This window comes from Vibrio phycocola, from assembly GCF_053850235.1.
In genome coordinates, this window is the sequence record NZ_JBSQDJ010000014.1 from 1 (window position 1) to 231 (window position 231).

Below are 231 nucleotides of genomic sequence, written 5' to 3' on the forward strand. Positions count from 1 at the left end.
CCAACTGCAGAAGTCGATCCGAAAAAAGCCGCCGTCGCCGCTGCGATTGCGCGAGCCAAAGCACGCAAAGCTGAGCAGCAAGCTCAATCACAACCGGATCAAGACGACACCGTTAACATCGATACGACCGAGCCAACTGCAGAAGTCGATCCAAGAAAAGCTGCCGTCGCCGCTGCGATTGCGCGAGCCAAAGCACGCAAAGCTGAGCAGCAAGCTCAATCACAACCGGAT

1 protein-coding gene is annotated in these 231 nt (G+C 56.3%); it reads left to right on the forward strand.

The genetic code is table 11. The annotated features are described in order from the left end of the window. On the forward strand, positions 1 to 231 hold a 231-nt coding region (locus ACWU4D_RS16600; RefSeq protein WP_456052567.1), incomplete at both ends, for a hypothetical protein.